Annotated in this window: 19 protein-coding genes; all 19 read right to left on the reverse strand. The window is 51.3% G+C overall.

Annotated elements, in window-relative coordinates; translation table 11 throughout:
• Positions 1-305: 305 nt before the first annotated feature.
• Positions 306-1,277 carry a DNA polymerase III subunit delta gene (gene holA / locus NE473_RS18535; protein ID WP_022030913.1) on the reverse strand — a complete coding sequence of 324 codons (972 nt, stop codon included), beginning with the start codon at positions 1,275-1,277 and terminating at the stop codon, positions 306-308.
• Positions 1,278-1,322: 45 nt separating this feature from the next.
• The gene (locus NE473_RS18540) at positions 1,323-1,601 is read right to left on the reverse strand and encodes a ComEC/Rec2 family competence protein (protein WP_256265354.1); all 279 of its coding nucleotides are present in this window, start codon (positions 1,599-1,601) and stop codon (positions 1,323-1,325) included.
• Positions 1,602-1,702: 101 nt separating this feature from the next.
• Positions 1,703-3,310, reverse strand: a complete 1,608-nt coding sequence (locus NE473_RS18545) for a recombinase family protein (protein ID WP_005933734.1) — start codon at positions 3,308-3,310, stop codon at positions 1,703-1,705.
• Between the two features lie 136 nt (positions 3,311-3,446).
• Positions 3,447-3,638, reverse strand: a complete 192-nt coding sequence (locus tag NE473_RS18550) for a transposon-encoded TnpW family protein (RefSeq protein ID WP_005932101.1) — start codon at positions 3,636-3,638, stop codon at positions 3,447-3,449.
• Positions 3,639-3,650: 12 nt separating this feature from the next.
• Complete coding sequence (locus NE473_RS18555; RefSeq protein ID WP_054324685.1) at positions 3,651-4,490, reverse strand: ATP-binding protein; 840 nt, start codon at positions 4,488-4,490, stop codon at positions 3,651-3,653.
• Positions 4,487-5,227, reverse strand: coding sequence for a phage replisome organizer N-terminal domain-containing protein (locus tag NE473_RS18560; protein ID WP_005933730.1), 741 nt, complete (start codon positions 5,225-5,227; stop codon positions 4,487-4,489). Before NE473_RS18560 ends, NE473_RS18555 begins: the two co-directional genes overlap by 4 nt.
• On the reverse strand, positions 5,217-5,411 hold the full coding sequence (locus tag NE473_RS18565; RefSeq protein WP_006573562.1) for a hypothetical protein: 195 nt from the start codon (positions 5,409-5,411) through the stop codon (positions 5,217-5,219). Before NE473_RS18565 ends, NE473_RS18560 begins: the two co-directional genes overlap by 11 nt.
• Before the next feature lie 174 nt (positions 5,412-5,585).
• Entirely contained in the window at positions 5,586-7,205 is a 1,620-nt protein-coding gene (locus NE473_RS18570; protein ID WP_055155943.1) for a relaxase/mobilization nuclease domain-containing protein, read from the reverse strand.
• Positions 7,177-7,575 (reverse strand): plasmid mobilization protein, encoded by a 399-nt coding sequence (locus NE473_RS18575; RefSeq protein ID WP_008818019.1) that lies wholly within the window; start codon positions 7,573-7,575, stop codon positions 7,177-7,179. The genes NE473_RS18570 and NE473_RS18575 overlap by 29 nt, the downstream gene beginning before the upstream one ends.
• Positions 7,576-8,015: 440 nt before the next feature.
• The gene (locus NE473_RS18580; protein WP_287711283.1) at positions 8,016-8,426 is read right to left on the reverse strand and encodes a hypothetical protein; all 411 of its coding nucleotides are present in this window, start codon (positions 8,424-8,426) and stop codon (positions 8,016-8,018) included.
• Between the two features lie 57 nt (positions 8,427-8,483).
• Positions 8,484-8,681, reverse strand: coding sequence for a helix-turn-helix domain-containing protein (locus tag NE473_RS18585; RefSeq protein WP_005946132.1), 198 nt, complete (start codon positions 8,679-8,681; stop codon positions 8,484-8,486).
• Positions 8,659-9,117 carry an RNA polymerase sigma factor gene (locus tag NE473_RS18590; protein ID WP_023921375.1) on the reverse strand — a complete coding sequence of 153 codons (459 nt, stop codon included), beginning with the start codon at positions 9,115-9,117 and terminating at the stop codon, positions 8,659-8,661. The genes NE473_RS18585 and NE473_RS18590 overlap by 23 nt, the downstream gene beginning before the upstream one ends.
• Before the next feature lie 158 nt (positions 9,118-9,275).
• On the reverse strand, positions 9,276-9,980 hold the full coding sequence (locus tag NE473_RS18595) for a zf-HC2 domain-containing protein (RefSeq protein ID WP_054324686.1): 705 nt from the start codon (positions 9,978-9,980) through the stop codon (positions 9,276-9,278).
• Complete coding sequence (locus NE473_RS18600) at positions 9,973-10,458, reverse strand: RNA polymerase sigma factor (RefSeq protein WP_008818014.1); 486 nt, start codon at positions 10,456-10,458, stop codon at positions 9,973-9,975. The genes NE473_RS18595 and NE473_RS18600 overlap by 8 nt, the downstream gene beginning before the upstream one ends.
• Positions 10,459-10,704: 246 nt before the next feature.
• Positions 10,705-13,005, reverse strand: a complete 2,301-nt coding sequence (locus NE473_RS18605; RefSeq protein WP_256265355.1) for a ComEC/Rec2 family competence protein — start codon at positions 13,003-13,005, stop codon at positions 10,705-10,707.
• Between the two features lie 10 nt (positions 13,006-13,015).
• Entirely contained in the window at positions 13,016-13,975 is a 960-nt protein-coding gene (locus tag NE473_RS18610; RefSeq protein ID WP_022030911.1) for a GerMN domain-containing protein, read from the reverse strand.
• A gap of 18 nt (positions 13,976-13,993) precedes the next feature.
• Positions 13,994-15,439, reverse strand: coding sequence for a sensor histidine kinase (locus NE473_RS18615; protein ID WP_055651783.1), 1,446 nt, complete (start codon positions 15,437-15,439; stop codon positions 13,994-13,996).
• A gap of 28 nt (positions 15,440-15,467) precedes the next feature.
• Positions 15,468-16,334 (reverse strand): DegV family protein, encoded by an 867-nt coding sequence (locus NE473_RS18620; RefSeq protein WP_055651784.1) that lies wholly within the window; start codon positions 16,332-16,334, stop codon positions 15,468-15,470.
• Positions 16,331-18,127 carry an ABC transporter ATP-binding protein gene (locus NE473_RS18625; RefSeq protein WP_256265356.1) on the reverse strand — a complete coding sequence of 599 codons (1,797 nt, stop codon included), beginning with the start codon at positions 18,125-18,127 and terminating at the stop codon, positions 16,331-16,333. Before NE473_RS18625 ends, NE473_RS18620 begins: the two co-directional genes overlap by 4 nt.
• Positions 18,128-18,145 lie beyond the last annotated feature (18 nt).

The following is an 18,145-nucleotide window of genomic DNA, read 5'->3' on the forward strand; positions in this document are numbered from 1 at the left end:
GGCTTCGACTTGTTTGGCAGCCTTACCCTCACGCATGGCCTGATGTGATTTCTGTTCGTCAGACCAGAGATTTGCCCATGGGTTAGTATGTTCCCCATATCCAGCTTCCTTCAGATTCCACCTCACGGTGGACACCCTTGCCTTCGGCTATATCCTTCCCACCACCGGGCGGATTCCGGACTTGCACCGGTTAGAAACGTGCGCCGCCGGGCGCACCAAAGGAAGGAAGATCACCGTCACCAACGGTATCTTCCTTCCTTTTCATTCCGCACAGCCCTTCCTGTGATCCGTTTACACAGTCTTTTTCAAAACTGCCTTGTAATCAGCAGTTCAACCGCCATCCGGTCATTCAGCCGGCCGGTCTTCACCGCTTCTTCCGCTTCCACGCACTGCGTCACGCAGGAAAGGATCTGCTCCCTGGTAAATGTCTTCGCCTGAGGCATCATCTTGCCAGCCACAAACGGCGGCACCTTGATCCTGGAGGCGATTGACCCTTTGTCCATTCCCTTTGCCATCAGTTCCTTTACCTGCAGAATCTGATTAAACTGTCTGGCTATCAGAAACAGAATTCTCATGGGTGGTTCCTTGAGTGTCAGGAGGTCCTCATATAAATCCATGGCTTTTTTCGTCTGGCGGTTCACGATAGCCGTCACCATATCGAAAATCTTGTTGGTCACCCGAACCGTACAGACTGCCTCCACATCCTCATCCGTGATGATCTCACGGCCCAGAGTAAAGCTTACCAGCTTCTCCAGTTCCATCCGGATATTTTCCATGTCATCTCCGGTCATATTTAAGAAGAGTTCCATGGTTCGCCCGGTAATCTTCTTCCCCTCTCTGGCCAGAATCCCTCCTGCCCATCTGGAAAGCTGTGCAAAATCCTGTCTGGCCATCTCCGCCGCATAGCCGATTTCCTTCACCTTCTTAAACATGCGGCTGCGCTTGTCCACTTCAGATTCCACAAAAATCATGCAGGTCGTATCCGGCATCTGGGGTAAATAGGCGACAAGTTCGTCTGACGCTCCCTTGAAGAATCCACTGTCTTCCACCATGATCAGACGTTTTTCGGAGAAAAACGGCATCGTGTCTGCGAGGCTGATGAGCTCGTTCAAATCCAGCCCCTTCCCCTCGAAATAATTATAATTCATGGTATCATCGCCTGATATCGCGTTTTTCAGCTGATTTTTATAGCTGTTTTTTAAAAATGCTTCATCTCCGTACAGCAAATACACCGGTTTGAAGCTGTGATTTTTAATATCCTGAGTGAGATTCTGCATGATGTCTTCCCTTTCTGCCTGCTTTTCGTCACTGATACTATTATACTAATGGATTTTAAATGCGTCAACGAGCAAAAACGCCTTCCAGCGCACCATTTTCCCGTCTGTTTTCAGCGTAACTGCTCCCCCTTTTGCCGTTTCATAGATCTTCACTCCCCGCTCATGGAAACGGTCCAGTACCTCCTGATGCGGATGTCCATAGGAATTCCCCTCCCCGTAGGAAATCACTGCCCACCTGACGCCCAGCGCGTCTAAAAATTCCGCTCCGGAAGAAAAACGGGAACCGTGATGGGCGGTTTTCAGAATCTGAATCTCAGAAAGCACTCCTGTCCTTTTGCTTATGTGTGATAAAGAAGTAATAGAAGTGTAAAAAATTTTGCCTTTCCTATCCGATACTTGTCTTTGGTATCGGATAGGGCGGGCGGTCATTCGGGCAAGTCCACCTTGCCGACGAAAGAATAGTAAATCTCAATATCCTGTCTGCGTGTGCCGTTTTCATCGTAGCTGCACTCATGCACAACGATTTTCTCTACAAACTCACGCAAGAGGGTGTGGGTCAGTTCTTCAAAGTTCATGTGCTTGCGGACAATGTTCATAAACTTTTCTGCGTTTACGGTAGCTTCCTGTGCTTTGGAAAGCTCCGCCTGTATTCTGGCAACACGCTCTTTCAATTCCTGCTGTTCGGCTTCATAGTCTGCCGAAAGCTCCGTGAAACGCTCGTCAGAAATGCGACCGCTTACGCTGTCCTCATACAGCCGCTTGAAAATAGCGGAAAGTTCACCGATACGCTTTTCGGCAGCTTCCAGTTCCTTTTTCTTGGCGGCGTTCCGGCGTTTGCCGCCGTCCTCGTTCTGCTCGATCAGCAGCTTCATAAACCGGGCTTCATGCTTTGCCGCATAGCTCGTCACTTTCCGTAGATTGGAGAGAACGCCCGCAGTCAAAAGGTCGGTGCGGATAAAATGTGCGGTGCAGTCATGGGTGCGCTTCTTGTAGTTCCCGCAGATATAGCAGTCCTGTTTCCGCTTATCGGTCTGGTAACGCTGCTGATACATGACGCTGCCGCAGTCCGCGCAAAAGAGCATACCAGAGAACAAGCCCACTTCATCATAGCGGTTCGGACGCTTGCGCTGTTTGCGTAATTCCTGCACACGCTCCCATGTCTGGGTGTCGATGATAGGCTCATGGTGGTTCTCGAAAATTGCCTGTTTCTCAATGGGATTTTCTATGCTGTGCTTGGTCTTGTAGGACGGTTTCTCCGTCTTGAAGTTCACCAAACAGCCCATGTACTCCCGGTTTTCAAGGATATGCACCACGGTATTTGTCGCCCATTTGCACTCATAGCCGGGGTGATAGCGGCGTGTGCTGCCCGTCCTGCGGTATTCCAGCGTTCCCGGCGTTGGGATTTCCTGCTCGGTCAGCATACGGGCTATCTTGGTCGGACCGTTCCCGGCAAGGCACAGACGGTATATCTGCTTGACTACGGGTGCGGCTTCCTCGTCAATGATGAAATTTTCGTCCTCGTCCATGAGGTAGCCGTACACGGGTTTGCTCGTAACAGGCTTGCCGCTCATGCCTTTTGACCGTTTTACGGCTTTGATTTTCTTGCTCGTATCTCTCACCAGCCATTCGTTGAAAATGTTCCGCAAAGGGGCAAAATCATTGTCGCCCTGTGCGCTGTCCACTCCATCGTTTATGGCGATAAAGCGGACGCCTTTTTGTGGGAAAATCATCTCGGTATACATTCCCACCTGCAGGTAGTTTCGCCCTAACCGTGACATATCCTTTACGATAACAGTAGCCACTTTCCCGGCTTCAATATCCGCAAGCATGGATTGAAAGCCCGGTCTTTGGAAGTTCGCACCAGAATAACCATCGTCCGTGTACCAGCGCAGATTGGAAAAACCGTTCTGCTTTGCGTAGGTTTCAAGAATACGCTTCTGGTTGGAAATGGAATTGCTTTCGCCTTGCAGCTCGTCCTCATGGGATAGTCTTGGATAAAGGGCAGTGATTTTCTGGGTGGTCTGTCTTAACATAAAATCCTCCGTTTCCGACAGCCAGCCCCACTATTCCGTATTTCGATTATACCACATGGGGCGGCTGTCTGTATAGCGGCTTCTGCTTCTTTACCGCCTGTCAAAATGACGATTTTTTACTGTGCGGCTTGTAGCGTTAGGGCGAAAGCTGGGCTTTGTGTCCTGCGGCGGCTTCCGCCTCCAGCACTTTCATCATCTTATCGGCTGCGGTGTCGGTGGTATCTTTTTTGAAAAAGCCGGAAACGATAAGGACGGTGTTGCCCATGCGGATCTCTGTCACGCAGTCCGGGCGGCGTTCCGGGGTGGTGTTCTGCTTGTTCTCTGCCATAGGCAACTCCTTTCATTTCATCAATTCTTTTAGTCTGTTCAGCTTGGCTTGCGCCGTTTCACGGCGGAAGTTCTCTCCCGTAAAGAGGATAGGGGCGCACATTTCCAAAAGGCGGTCATAAATCCGGGCATGGGCGGTGTCCAGCGGATTTTGCAGGCTGTCCAATGTCAGATTGGTGGTAACGATTAAGGGCTTGCGGCTGCGGTAGCGGCTGTCAATCACATTGTAGACCTGTTCTAAACCGTACTCTGTGCCGCGCTCCATTCCAAAATCATCAATGATAAGCAGAGGAAAACGGCAAAGACGCTCGATATACTCGTTGCGCCCCTCAAAGCTGGCGGTCAGGTCATTCAAAATCGCAGAGAAGTTCGTCATGCGGACAGCGACTTCCTGCTCCATGAGGGCATTAGCGATACAACCGGCAAAATAGCTTTTTCCTGTGCCGACCTTGCCCCATAGCAGATAGCCGATATTTTCCTCGCGCATGATTTCCCAATGCTCCACATAGAAGTGTGCAATCTCCATTTGCGGGCATTTCCCGTTGTCGTTGGCGAAAGTCCATTCCTGCATGGTAGGATTGGTAAATCCCCGGCGTTTCAAGTCCTCCACGGTGTCAAGGTGCTTTCTGCGCTGTTCGGCGGCTTCACGCTCCAAACGCTGGGCTTTCTGGCAGTCACATTCTGCCGGGTGGCGGTCACGCCCAAACAAGGCGGCTTGCTTTTCCGGGAAGTAGGCTTCTTTCGGAGTGTGACACTTGCCGCAGTAAAGCAGTCCGTCCTCGCCCATGTAGTCCTCCGGCTGTGGGGTAACAGCCGTCATATTCAAAACTCGTTCTGTAAACAGATTACTCATAAGCTCTCGCCCTCCTTGCAGGTGTATTCGGGTATGCCCTGTTTCGGGGCAGCCTTTGCGGTATCGTCTGCCGCCCATCTGCGAATAGTGGCGGCGTGGTTTTTATATTTCTTGCCCGTGGACGCGATATAGCCGGAAAGCCGCTCAATATAGTACGCCCATTTTTCGGGCAGCTCCGCTTGCAGTTCGGAAAGCTCCGTATCAGTCAGAAATACATTCTCATATCTGCCATAGCTGCGGGCGAGGGCTTGTCCCTTTAACTCTTCCTCTTTTTCTAACTCTATATCTATCTCTTTCTTTATCTCTATCTCTGGTGGACGAATGTCGGACAAATGTCCGCCATTTGTCCGCGGCGGCAAAAGTGCCTTATTTTCAAGCCTTGCGGCGCGTTTCCGTTCCGCTTCGGTAGAGGATTGACCGATCATCAGCTCGATGTCGGTCATATAAAGTAGCCCGCAGTCAAGCTGCTCCACAAGCCCTAATTGCTGGAAGATGGCTAATGCCCGTTCCACCGTCCCGATTTGGTGACGGGTCAGCGTGGCTATCATCTGGGCGGTATAGGGGATATGCTCGTCAAGCTGCAATCTGCCGCCATTTTTCAGCGATTTTAAGTACAGCTTCAAGAGGATATTGGAATACAAAATCCCGTCTTTCATGTCCTCCAACAGCACAATGGAATCGCTGTCGAAGAAGTTTTCTTTCAGTTTGAGGTAGTAATATTTGCGGTTATCTGCCATTGGCGGTGTCCTCCCTGTGTTTCCATCTCTTAGAGAAATACCGGGGGCAGAGGACGATAATCGCCCGGAAGCTCTGCTTGCAGCCGTGTGTGCAGCCCCGGCAAAGGTCATTGTAGGTAATACGGTTTCGGTGGTTGAGGAAAAAGCTCCATTCCAACCGCCGCTTTTTGCTCATACGTGGCATTTCTCGCTCCTTTCTGCCGTTTCCGCTGGTATAAGCGGATAGGTCGGTAAAAATGTAGTTTCTCGGTGTCATTTTCGGGGATTTCCTGCGCTGTGCGCCCCGTTTCAAAGGTGGGCAGTATTGCGGATAGGGTGCAGGGCATATCCCTGTTTTGGTATCGTTTCGGGGCGGTTTTTAACGCTCATGTTCGTGCTTTTTCTCTCTGTCTTTCTCGCCTTGCAGGATTTGAGAAAGATTGCTTTTCACGGTATGCAGCTCCTTGACACGGGCTTTTTTCTCCCGGTATTCGTTGTAATGGGCGTTCTTTTCGGCGGTAAGCTGCTCGATTTCCGCTTGCAGGGCTTTATGGCTTGGCAGCTTGGAAACGCCATGCGCCCGGAAATAACGGGTGGCTGCGTCCGCTATGATAAAATCGCTTTCGTGCCGTTCCCGATAGGTGCTGCGGGCTTTCTCCGTTTTCTGTGCTTTCAGACCGTCACGGGCAGGCTTGGTCTTGGCATAGGCAAGCACCTGTGTCTGAAGCTCCTTTTTCTCCCGGATAGCAGCGTCCAGGGCTTTCAGCTTGGCGGTGCTGTCCTGTAAATCCGCATTGGCAGATACCAGGGCTGCGTCCAGCTCCTCCGGCGAATAGCCGTACTGCCCGTAGGCGGCAACGGTAGCCGCCATTTGTTTCAGATTGTGGACTGCCGCCCAGCGGTCATAGCCCGCGCCCTTTCCCTCCGCTCGCTTCGCTGCCCGGTCAACCATGCGCTGAATACCGTCCTTTTCCGGGGTGGTTTGGACAGCTTTTTTGCCCTGCAAACGCTCCCTTATGTTGCGGGGGTATTCGGGTACGGTTGCGGTCTGCTCGGCGGCTCTGTGGGCGTTCTGTTCCAAAAGGGCAAGAACGGCAGCGCGGTCAAAATCATCTCCCAGCTTGCGGGCGGTAATGGGCTTTGTCCTGTCCGGCGTGAGGTAGGATAGCCGCCCTCGGCTCTCCTTGACAGTCACGCCCTGTTGCAAGAGAACGGCGGCGAACTCGCCATAGCTTGTGGCAGAGGACAGCGCGGTGCGTATGGCCTGCCGCAATTTTTCCTTGTCTGTTTCAAACTTCGTGGGCTTGGCTGGCTGCTCCTCGGCTGGCAAGGCGGCAACTTCCTTGTCCAGCTTTGCCTGCCCTTTCCGCTGCGCCCAATACTCACGCTCGGTAATGCGGTTTTTGCTGCCATGCAAAAGGTCGATTTGATAGAGATTTTCCCGGTGGCACAGCTCCATGACTTCGGCTTTGAAGTATTCCATCGCCGCGTCTGTGCAGCGGTGTTTGCACCCGGCGCGGGTGTCTGCCGGTCTGTCCATGTAAGGCAGGAACGGAACTTCCTCTATCCGCAGAGAATTGATAACGATATGCACATGGATATTGCCGCTGTGGTTGTGTCCGTCCGGGTGGGTGCAGACAATGGCTTGGTGTCCGGGAAACTGCTTCCGGCAAAATTCCTCGCCCAACGCCTGCGCCCGGTCTACGGTCAAACCGTTGTCCACCGCGTCCCGTGGGTCAAAGCTGATAATGTAGTGGTGGCTTTTTACATCTTCCCGCTTCTGGTTCTTCCCATAGCGGAGATTGGAGCGCATACAGGCAACGGCAAAATCCTCGTCGCCGCAGTTCAGCGTGGCTATTCGATAGTCCTCTCTGAGCATGAGCCGCCCGTTTTCATCAAGGGTGGGCTTCATGGTAAACTCGTCATGTTCAAAGGTGAGGTACTGCTCGGCTGCGCCATAATCCGCATTTTTAGAGCTGATATGTTTGAATGTTGCCAACAGCGTCACCTACCTTTCGCAGGACTTCAAACTTCAAGGCAGCAAGGTCAGAAATGGCGGCGCGGACTTCAACGGACAGGGCGTTGTATGGTGTGCCGTACTCGTTGAGGGCGCGGGCAATCTGATTGAGGTTGCCACCGATTTTTCCGTATTCGGCGGTCAGCCTGCCAACGGCGGACAACAGTTCATCATTGACCGGGGAAACGGTAACGATGGGACGAATGGTCGCCCGTGTAATGGCTTGCCGGATAAATTCGGATTGGCTCATGTCATAGTGTTTCAGCCGCTCGGTAAAGTCGGCGTATTCTTCCTCGGTCATGCGGGTTTTGACCACATGGCAGCGGTGGGGTGTGTTATATTTTTTCTTCAAGCGTTGACCTCCTTTCTCGCCCGACAGGGCGCATGAGCAGGGTTTGGGGAAGGCACTCCCCAACAAGATTTACCAAAGGGGGCAAAACCGCAGATATGCGGATTTTGGCACCGTGGTAGAATCTTGCTCTAAAAAACTACCGCTTTCCTCGGCGGCTCTGGTTTGCGGATATACTGGCTTGCTCCACCAATATAGCGATTGCGGTGGCGTGTTCTGCCCGCTGTTCACCACTACAACGGTGAAAAGGGGGCGTTTTGGCAAACGCAGCGGAAATTTTTTTGTTTTCCCTGTCTGCTCCCTACAACAATCCGGCGGTGTGGTTTGCCAAAGATTTTTGAAAATGGGCGCAAAAAAAGCAGTAAACCTTTTCAAGATTTACTGCTTATCTGCCGCTGTGATGGGTGGCGGTATTAAATTGTCAGCCGTTTTTCAAATGGAATTTATCTGCAATCGCTTTCTTTCTGCTTTCCAATTCCTTTTCTGTAATCTTCCATAATCCTAACGCAATGATCTGCTATCTTTTGCATTCCGAGTTCTTCAAAAAAGGCAATTTGTATTTTCATCAGTTCTTCACAAACAGTCAACTTCTGCTCATCCATATTGCTAATAGCAAGCCATGGGAACGCTTTATATTTCTTAGTGTCCCCAATGAGAAAATTGTACCCTATCAACTCATTTTCACGGAAAACGAAATAGAATTGTGGGCCTGAACCTGGAACTGACTTTTCCATAATTTGCTGCATTGTTCTCACGCCGCCGTATGCCGGAAAAAAACCTATTCGCTCAAGAGCATTTAATATGTCAATCCTTTTATCTGTGGGTATGTCTCTATAATTGATAATCTGTTCCATTTGCTCTACCCTCATTGAAGTTTAATTTGTCAGGCTCTAATTATACAACTTTTCTGTTTAGCGGTCAAAGCGGAACTTCAACAGGCTTTCTATCAGTTGCCTGACGATATGCTCCTGCATATCCGTGTTAATCTGTCCGTCCATTTTCGCACAAGAGCGGATATATCCCGCATAATGGGATAGGACGGCGGCAACAGCTTCCGGGTCGCCCTCGCTTGCCTTAACGATTGTCTCATAGGGAAGTAGCTGGCTCATAGGACAAACCCTCCAACTCTGCCCGTAGCCGCCGTAAAATCATCTGAATACGCCGCCCGGTTGTGTTGCCAGCCCGTCCATATCTCCGTCCAATCTCCCTATGCGTCAATCGTTGGAAGTAGTACAAGAAAATGATTTCCTGTTCCATCTGTGATAGTGCGGACAGGGCTGCGGCAAGCTCTGGACTTTCCAAAAGCACCATCTGACCACAGACGAAAAGCGGATAGCTGGTCATGCCGGATTGCTCCGCAAAGTATTTATCTGTGGTACTGAATGGATAGTGTTTTTCTTCTATCAGATATTCAAGCGAGATTTCCCGCTTGCGGCGGCTCCGTATGCTCCGGGCTGCGTCTATGGCAGCGTGGCGAATAACAGTCTTGCAAAAGGCATCGTGTGTATGCCGGATATGTTCTTGATACTTTTCGTGTTCGGTCATGGAAAATCCCCCTTTCTGAATAATGGCAGAGGGCGGCAGCATCTTGTGCTGTCGCCCTCTTGATTACCGAACAGCAAAGACGGGCGGGGCTGTCAACGGCGGCGCATTTGCGCCGTTCATCTTGACCGTTGACAGGCTCGGCTGGGTTTGCTATCTGCTCACGGCAATTCACTCTCATTGATAGGAATTGCCTCAAGTTCCGTATTCAAATTGTTCCAATAAGAGCCGATATCCGCACTTGTGAAATACTTAAAACCGCCTGCTGCTGACTTCAATTCGCCGTTTTTAACCCCATAGCAGGCGTAAATCAAATCGTAGCTTGTTCCATCTGAGAGGTTAAATCTAAAGCTGGTCACATCTGCTCCGGCAGTTTCCTCAGTCGTTTTGTCTTTTAGGGATAAGCCCTTGAACTTATCATACAGGGTCTTTATATCATTTTCAGCAACAACTACTTTCTTTTCTGCTGATGCAGGCACTCCGTCATAGTGGTACATTTCAACGTTTTCGACATCTTCAACCTCAAATGGGAAGTTGATTTTGACAGGCTCATAAGCAATGTTTATAGGTAACAGAAAGAGAGCTGTAAAAATTGCAATGATACAAAGAGCGATGGAAACGAGAACAGCAATCGTTATCTTTTTTCTGCCTCTCTGCTTTTCTTTTGCCTCATGGCGCATAATAACGCTTTCGCTTTCTTCGTGAAGAACATCTTCGCTCGTGTGAGAAAGCAATTTCTGATAAATTGCGTTACAGTCAGCACAGGCGTTCAAATGCTCTTTTACCATCTCTGCGCTTGCTTCGCTGCAAGCACCGTCAACATACAGCGGAAGAATATCTCGAACAATATCGCATTGTTTACTCATGCTTTTCATCCATCCTTTCTTGAATTTTTAGCTTTGCACGATGATAAGTAACTCTCGCCCATGATTCTGTTTTTCCAAAAATTGCAGCGATTTGTGAAAAAGATAGTTCCCCGAATACGCGAAGCTGAAAGACTTCTTTGTATGGTTCTTCCAAACGGTGAAGAACGAGGTGTATGCGGAACGCCATGTCAGAATCTGCAACTGAGTTCTCAACATTTTCATTTGATGGCAAGTCATTGATTTCACTCACATCAGCTACTCGCTGACGGCTTCGCATTTCATCATGGTAAAGGTTTTTTGCTATGGAGCAGAGCCATGTCAATTCATCTGACTTACCTTTGAATTGTGATGTTGTAGAAACAGCCTTATAGAATGTGTTCTGCGTGATTTCCTCTGCTATCTCACGATTTTTGGCAAGAGAAATAGTATACGAGTATACCTGTAAATAGTAGGCTTTATAGAGCTTTTCATAGTCCATACTTGTCATCACCTCCTTCAGCTTCATAGGTTAGACGGAGAAATCGGAATTTCGTTACAAAGAAGTTTGAAATTTTTATACCTTTACGCTACTCTTGCTTTGTGCGGACTATTGGTAGACGCGCATTAACGGCAAGTAAAGAGATTGCTGTGTCAGCTTGATATGTTCAAATGCTAATTAAGTATAGCATACAGCTATGAATTTTTCTATTGCGTTCCCCTGACTTCGGAATAGTGGCAGGGCTGGCTATCCTTGTTTTGCTTTGTGCTTCTCTACCGTACATGAGCATTCTGACAGGGCGTCCAGCAGCCGCAGCTCTCCGTCCCCGCTCATATCTCCCGTAAACAGAATATGGCAGTTTCCATAATCCACCTTCAGCACCTCCGATTCCTCATTCTTATCCGCGGGGATATCATGGATTCCCGGATAGAGGCACGTGATCCCAATCCCCTCCACCAGAAAGTGTTCTCCCGCTTTCAGGAAGGCCACCCGGGTCCCCCGCGCCCTTGCCAGCTCAGCGAGACCAGACAGCGCCTCATCCTCCTGTCCCTGACAGGGAAGAAGCAGATTGCGCACTTCTATTTCTTCGCAGGACTCCAGTAAGTAGCGGATGCCGCTTATATGATCCAGATCGCCATGACTGACAAAGGCATACTCAATCACCGATACACCGCAGCTCTTCAGACACGGCTCCAGACGATACTCTCCCAGCTTCTTCTCTGAGGTGCTGCCTCCGTCGATCAGAACTGCGCTGCGGCCGGAACGAAGCAGGATCCCGTCCCCCTGTCCCACATCCAGAAACAGAACCTCCATTCCGTCCACGGGGCGCGGCATCAGTATACAGGGGAGCAGGATGCAGATCAAAAAAAATACAGCGGTTCTAATCCATCTGCTTCCGTCTGCTCTGCGTTTCTTCCTCCCCGTCTCTCCGGATGCGCTTTTCCCTCCTGCTCTCCTCATCGCAGCCAGTATGGCCGCCAGCACCGTATAATAGACAATCACAGCCGCTGCCTCCGGTCTTCCCATCACCAGCGTATGATACGGAAGGCGTTCCGCACCATGGCAGAGCCACTCGTAAAACCGCAGGATGCAGTGGCCTGCCCCCGCTGCCACAGCTCCCGCTTCACCGGAAATCCCTCCAAACAGAGCCGCTCCGATCCCGGAGCAGACGACACCTCCCATCAGAGGAATCACCAGCAGATTCAGAAAAATCCCATAGACAGGCAGCTGAAAGAAATCCCACAGGATGACCGGAAGAGTCACCAGCTGGATCGCAGCGCTCACCGACAGCGCCCCCAGAGCGCCCCGTTTCTTTCCCAGATAATTTTGAATCACCGGAAGGACGCTGCCCACGGCAAAGACCGCGCCGAACGACAGCTGAACGCCTCCCTGCGTCAGAAGTTCAGGCGTCTCCCATGCCAGAAGCAGAAGCGCCAGGGACAGCGCAGACAGAAGATCGTAAGTCCGTCCCAGATATGAGGCCAGGAATCCGGTCCCCATCATGATGACAGCCCGGGTCACGGAGGGCGATCCACCCGTCATCGCGCCGTAGCAGAAGATAAACCCAGCCCCGGCCAGTCCGGCCCCTTTATACCCCAGTCCGGCTTTGCGAAGCAGCCTGTAGACGCCCATTCCGATCAGTGAAAGATGAAGCCCGCTGATGGCCAGCAGATGGGCGATCCCGTTCTTCTGGTATAAATCCTTTTTCTCACTGTCCAGCGCCTTCTTATCCCCGAGAACTGCGGCCAAAAAGATCCCCGCGTCTTCTTCCGGCACGGATCTTTTGATATTCTGCTTCGCCTTTTCCCGAATTCTCCGCAGACATTCCGGAATCGGAGAGACGTCACCGCCGGAACGCTCCACCTCTTCCCCGTACAGGCGGCAGTCCACCCCCTGCCCCCGGTAATAGTTCCTGGAATCGAATTCACCCGGGTTCCTGGCGCGGGCAAACAGCGCCAGCTGTCCTCTCACCGTAACTTTGCTGCCAGTCTTGAACTCCCGGGCCTCCGGCATCTCTCCGTCGCCATCCGTCTTCCACGATACCAGAACGCGTGGAATCTGCCGCCCTCCGCTCACAGACCGGTCCCCTCCGGCTAAAGCGGCTTCCTTCCTCTCTCCTGCCGCAGGCCGCACATCATTTCCCTCCAGCGTGAGCTGTACCGTTCCCTCTGCCTCTTCCACCGCACCCACGTGCCCTGTCAGTTCCACATAAGTCCCGGCCAGCTCCCCGCACAGCCGGTCGCGCGCCTCCCACTCCTGTTTCGTATATCCGGCTCTCGCCATCCCAATCACCATAAAAAGGAGGAACACAGACAGCCACACGGCGCCTCTGCTCCTCCTTTCACATGAAAATCCATGCTCCGATCCGTTGCGGAATCCATTCCAGACCCCAAACAGGCATGCACTGCCTGCTCCCGCCGCCAGAAGCGCCGGGACCATGAGCCCTGATGTCAGAGAAAGCAGAACGACGGTCTCTCCAAGTACGAATCCCCCTGCTGTCAGACATAATGGACGTTTGATAAATTGTTTCCTCCTCGTTATGAGCACTTACGGCTGTTTACTGCGGATTCTCTTCATTCTCCGCATTGTAATCCAAATTTCGTTCAAACAGCTGGTTTAAGGAGATGGAATCCCGGAACATCACATCCTGGGAACCATTGACCGCGATCTGCACCTTATTGACAGAGGAAACGGCAGCCAGTGAATTCACAATGGAATAGACCGGTATGTACTCCTTGACATCCAGCGAATTGTTTAAAAATGACGCATCAAAATTCAGGTAGCAGACGTTTTCATTGACCGACACATTCAGAAGCTTCGTATCCTTCGGAAGCGTCGCGTTAATTCCCGGCCTGTCCGGCCCGGCAATCAGCTGTTCCACTACCAGCTTTTCCAGTGAAGTGGTCACGTTATGCACCACCTCCCGCTGCTCCTTCACCAGCTTTTCTCCGGTACTGTCTGCAAAATACAGGGTCAGCTCCGTCTTTTCAAATGCATTGACATTGCTGATATTATCGATAAAATCGGCCCCGGTCATCGCGCCTACCGGTACGCCGGTGCTGTCCATCAAAGGCTGCTCCGCCGTATAGATGGCCACATAGTCCACGCCCTCCGCCTGGGTCAGCGTCCGCACGAGCGCAGCTCTGCATAAAATCTCCCTCGTCGGGTTCATCATGGCATAGTTGTTGTCAAAATAGAGATAGAGTACCGTGTCCTCCAGCTTGTACCGTTCAAATCCCACTTTATCCGGTACCGCCGACTGGCGGTCCAGATCCTTCGGCACATTCCTAAGCTGTTCCATAAGCTGTGTGATCTTCCAGTCCGTCTCCGTGGCCGTTCCATCCGCAGGCATCTGCGGCATCGTATAGTCCTGCGGCTCCAGCCGCGTCATGGAGGAATTCATATAATAGATCTGGTACACGCCCTCCGTGTCCCCGCCGTCCCCGCTTCTTCTCTGACAGCCCGCCAGACCGGCCAGAAGTACCAGGAGGAGCAGACTGTATATCCATCGTTTCATAAATTCGTCCTCCTGTTTCTATGGAATATAGGTGAGCGGAATTCTCACCGTAAATGTGGTCCCCTCGCCCTCTTTGCTGGAAAGCCTGATCGCGCCCTGGTGCATCAGAATAATATTCTTTGTAATGGCAAGCCCCAGACCGGTACCGCCCGTTTCCCGGGAACGCGCCTTGTCCACGCGGTAAAATCTTTCAAATATGTGCTCCTGAAATTCTTCCGATATGCCTATTCCGGAATCTGCCACCTTGACGTAGAAAAACTTATGATCCGCATCGAGCGTGACACGCACCCAGCCGCCTTCCACGTTATATTTAATCGCATTTTCCACCAGATTGTTGAGCGCCAGGGACAGCTTTACCTCATCGACATCCGCCGTCACCTCCCGGATGCTTTCAAAGGTCAGCTCCACATTGCGTTTCCCGGCAATGGGGCGGAGCCTCTTTAAAATCAGCTCCAGAAGGCCGTTTACATTCACCTGGGCGATGTTTAACTCCGTTCCTGCCGTCTTGTCCATGCGGACCAGAGCCAGCAGGTCATCGATGATCTTGCTCTCCCGGTCAATCTCGTCCGAGATATCCGTCATAAATTCCCGGTACAGCTCCACCGGCACATCATCCATACTCATCAGGGAATCCGCAAGAACGCGGATCGAGGTAATGGGCGTTTTCAGCTCATGAGACACATTCGATACGAATTCTTCCCTCGACTGGTCTACCGCCTTCAGCTTTTTCAGCGTCTTGCTGATCGATTCCGTGATCTGCCGAGTCTCCGTATAGGCGTTGGAAGAGAGTTCCTCATCCAGATTGCCTTCCTCCACCCGTTTCAGCTTCCACTGCAGTTCCTTGAACGGATTCATCAGAAACTTGACGAGAAGCACGACGATAATCGCCAGCATGGAAAAGATCATCAGGTGCAGGAAGCTTCCCTTCTCCGACACAGAAGACAGCCTGGTCAGCAGATCTTCGGTGGACGCCGTCACAATCATGACGCCGTCGATGACCTTGTCTTCACTGTTGGAATAAACCGGGATCGTCAGCGCCGCGTAATTTTTGTCTGAATTATACTTGCTGCTGTTTTCTCCGTTGAAGCACCGGATTACCTCCTCCGATACGTTCAGCTTGCCCAGCGACAGTGAAAAGGTATCGGAGACAATCCTGAAATTCTTATTGACGATGACGATCCTGCCGTTGAACATGTCTGCTTTCACGGACATCTCATTGTCCAGCAGCGTATCCCTGGGCTCATTCACCAGGTAGCCGCCCCGCGTCATCTTATTGCTCAGAATCGAGCACTGGTTCTGAATATCCTGAATCCGCGCATCGATCTGGTTCTGCCGGTAGGTACCCAGCATGATCTTGTTCTGAATCATCATGGGAGCCAGACCGATGATCAGGAAAAACAGGATCAGCACCAGTCTTAAGCTTACGGTGTGTTTCAGTTTAATCGGTTTCACCTGGAAGAACATCTTAACCACACCTCCCGGTCCGTTTTGCTCATAGAGACAGCTTCTTCGTACAGGCAACTGCCAGCGCCCCCGGCCCGATGTGGCAGGACACGCTTAAGGATAAGTGATCCACATAGATATCGCCGGCCTTCGGAAACAGCTCCATCAGCTCCTTCTTAAATTCTAAAGCTGCCGTCTCATTATCCGTGTGAGCCACAGCCATGTGGACACCGGCTCCTTCCGGATCGGAAAAACGCTCCTCCAGATCCTTCTTTACCGCCGTAATCATCATACTTTTCGCCTGCTTCATGGTTCTCGCCTTGGCAAACGCATCCAGCTTTTCCCCCTGAATCGTGAGAACCGGCTTAATCTTCAAAAATGTTCCTAACAGTGCCGCAGCCGGCGTAATCCTGCCGCCCTTTTTCAAATATTCCAGGGTGTCCACAGTAATGTAAATGGTGGAATCGAGGGCTGTCTCCTCCAGCACCCGCTTGATCTCTTCCGCACTCATGCCCTGATCTGCCATGGCCTTGGCCTCGAGAACGGACTGCCGCTGTGTAACGGAAATCCTCTGATTATTGACCACCAGCACCTTTCCGCCAAAATCAGCGGCCAGCGCGTGGGCGGTCTCACAGGAACTGCTTAAACCGCTGGACATGGGGATATGAATCACCGCATCGTGATCCTTTAAGAGCCCGTTCCACAACTCAATCAGAGACGCGGGAGACGGCTGCGATGTGGAGATCTCCGCTCCTTCCGCCAGCTTCTCGTAAAATGACTTCTGCGTCAGACTGATGTCTTCAAAATACGTCTCTCCCGCCATCATAAACGGCATCGGAACCACATAAATTCCCGCTTCTCTTCCCTGCTCCTGCGTAATTCCGCTGTTACTGTCCGTAACAATCGCTACTCTCATCTGCTATTCTCCTTCATTTCCATCTTGCTTTCCTGCTCCGCCTCGCCTGCCGAGGTGTACAGCTGGTAATAGATTCCCTGTTTCTCAATCAGTTCCTCATGATTTCCTTCTTCTATAATATTACTTCCGGACAGGACAAGAATTCTGTCCGCATTCCGGATGGTTGTCAGCCTGTGCGCAATCGTAAGGGTTGTCCGGCCTGACGCCAGACGTTCCAGAGACTGCGATACCAGATGCTCGCTCTCATTATCCAGGGAGGAAGTCGCCTCATCCAGAATGAGGACAGGCGGATTCTTTAAAAATACCCTTGCTATGCTGATCCGCTGCTTCTGGCCGCCGGAGAGCTTCACACCGTGTTCGCCCACATACGTGTCGTAACCGTCCTTCAGGCCCATAATAAATTCATGGGCCCCCGCCATCTTCGCCGCCTCAAGGACCTCTTCCCTGGTCGCGCCGGGATGACCGTATTCAATGTTCTCATAAACCGTGCCCGAGAACAAATAAACATCCTGCTGCACCACACCCACGCTTCCGCGAAGACTCTGCAGCGTTACATTCCTGATATCCTGCCCATCCAGAAGGATCCGTCCCTCGGTAGGATCGTAAAAACGCGGAATCAGATTACACAGGGTTGTCTTTCCGCCGCCAGACGGCCCCACCAGGGCAACCTTCTCCCCCGGTCTGATCTTTAAATCAATGCCGGAAAGGACAGGATTATGGTCATCCGGATATTCGAAGGATACATGCTCGAACGTAATGCTTCCATGTACATCCCGCAGGGGAACCGCCCCCTCCTCGTCAAAAATATCCACAGACGCGTCCATCAGCTCCGTAAAGCGCTCGATTCCCGTCATTCCTCTCTGGAACTGCTCCGCAAATTCGATAATTCTGCGGATTGTCGCCAGAAGCGTAGTCACATACATGGTATAGGCCACTAAATCTCCGGGATCGATAAGCCCTTTAATCATAAAAATACCGCCCGCAACGATAACAACCACATACATCAGTCCGTCAAACATGCGGATCGTATTCTGGAATGCCGCCATATACTTATAGGTCTGGCGCTTGATATTTAAAAATTCCTGATTATCCCTGTTGAATTTCTCAATCTCGACGCCCTCATTGGCAAAGGCGCGTACCACCTTGTTGCCGAGCAGGCTGTCCTCGATCCTGGCGTTCAGTTCACCGATATGGTTGCGCTGCTTCTTGAACGCCCTCTTTACCTGAATGTTAAAGTAAGAGCAGGAGACTGCCATCACAGGGATGAACACAAAGATAATCACTGTCAGCGGAAGGTTGATCCCCGCCAGAATGACAAAGGACACTGCAGTCTTCAAAAAGGCGATAAAAAACTCTTCCGGGCAATGGTGGGCAAACTCCGTCACATCGAATAAATCGCTGGTGATCCTGGACATAATCTGTCCCACCTTCGTATTATTGAAGTAATTATCGGACAGCTTCTGCAGATGTTCAAACGCATCCTGGCGCATATCCGTCTCAATGGCCGCCCCCATCACATGACCGGTGTACGCCATGTAGAAGCTGGCCAGACCGTCGACAATCCTGAGGGCGAAGTAGAGCACTCCGATTCCCACGATCGTCTGAACGGTCAGTGAGGCCAGATCCTTCAGGCCCTGATTGGTGATATAGCGCAGAATCAGGGGCAGTACCAGCTCGCAGACCGTGGTCAGCGAGGCGCACAGCAGATCAAACACCATAATCCGAACGTATTTCTTATAATAAGGAACGAACCGTTTTAAGAGCGCTCCCGTTTTCATCTCTTTCTGTTCCATAAACTCCTCTATTCTGAT

It is taken from the genome of Hungatella sp. SL.1.14, assembly GCF_024460495.1.
In the GTDB taxonomy this organism is placed as follows: Bacteria; Bacillota; Clostridia; order Lachnospirales; family Lachnospiraceae; genus Hungatella; species Hungatella hathewayi.